The organism is Teichococcus aerofrigidensis, assembly GCF_054073225.1.
Genome location: NZ_JBSXMU010000265.1, coordinates 1 through 1,067 on the forward strand (window position 1 = coordinate 1; position 1,067 = coordinate 1,067).

The 1,067-nt window shown below is 79.5% G+C and carries 1 pseudogene; it reads left to right on the plus strand.

Annotated features, from left to right (window positions below):
* A pseudogene (locus ACVMLK_RS21105) lies at positions 1 to 1,067 on the plus strand (DUF4159 domain-containing protein); the annotation flags it as partial.

Below are 1,067 nucleotides of genomic sequence, written 5' to 3' on the forward strand. Positions count from 1 at the left end.
GCGCCAGACCGCCGCGCCGGCCGCCGGCAGCGTGGCCGTGCTGGCCCGCACCGGGGACGGGCGGGCGCTGGCCCGCGCCACCCTTCCGGTCGAGGCCGGCGGCCGCGAGGCGCGCGGCGGGCTCGACCTGCCGCTCGAGATCCGCAACCAGATCATCCGGCTGGAGATCGAGGGCGAGGAGACGGCGGGCGCCGCCGTGCTGCTGGACGAACGCTTCCGCCGCCGCCCGGTCGGGCTGGTGGGCCCGGCCGAGCAGGGGGCGGAGACGCCGCTGCTCGGGCCGCTCTACTACCTGGACCGGGCGCTCGCCCCCTATGCCGAGCTGCGGCGCGGCGGCATCGAGCAGCTCCTGGCCCGGCAGCTCGCCGTGCTGGTGCTGGCCGACCGGCCGGTGGCCGAGGCCGGGGAGCGCGCCGCGCTGGAGCGCTGGGTCGAGGCGGGGGGCACGCTGGTCCGCTTCGCCGGCCCGCGCCTGGCCGAGGCGCCGGACAGCCTGCTGCCGGTGCGGCTGCGCGCCGGGGAGCGGCAGCTCGGCGGCGCGCTCTCCTGGGAGCAGCCGCAGCCGCTGGCGCCCTTCCCGGAGGCCTCGCCCTTCGCCGGGCTGGCGCCGCCCGGCGAGGTCACGGTCTCGACCCAGGTCCTGGCCGAGCCGGGGCCGGAACTCTCGGCCCGCAGCTGGGCCCGGCTGGCCGACGGCACCCCGCTGGTCACCGCCGAGACGCGCGGCGCCGGGCGGATCGTGCTGTTCCATGTCACCGCCAATGCCGAATGGTCCAACCTGCCGCTCTCCGGCCTGTTCATCGATCTGCTGCGCCGGGTGGTGGCGCTGTCCTCCGGCGTCGCCGGGGCGGAGGGCGAGACGCCGCTGGCGCCGCTCGAGGTGATGGACGGCTTCGGCCGGCTCGGCCCGGCGGCCGGGGGCGTCGGCGCCATCCCCGCGCACCGCTTCGCCGAGACCGTCCCGGGCCCGCGCCATCCGCCGGGCTGGTACGGCGTGCCGGGCGAGGGTGGCGAGCGGCGGGCGCTGAACCTCTCGGCGCATCTGCCGGCGCCCCGCGCCCTGGCCG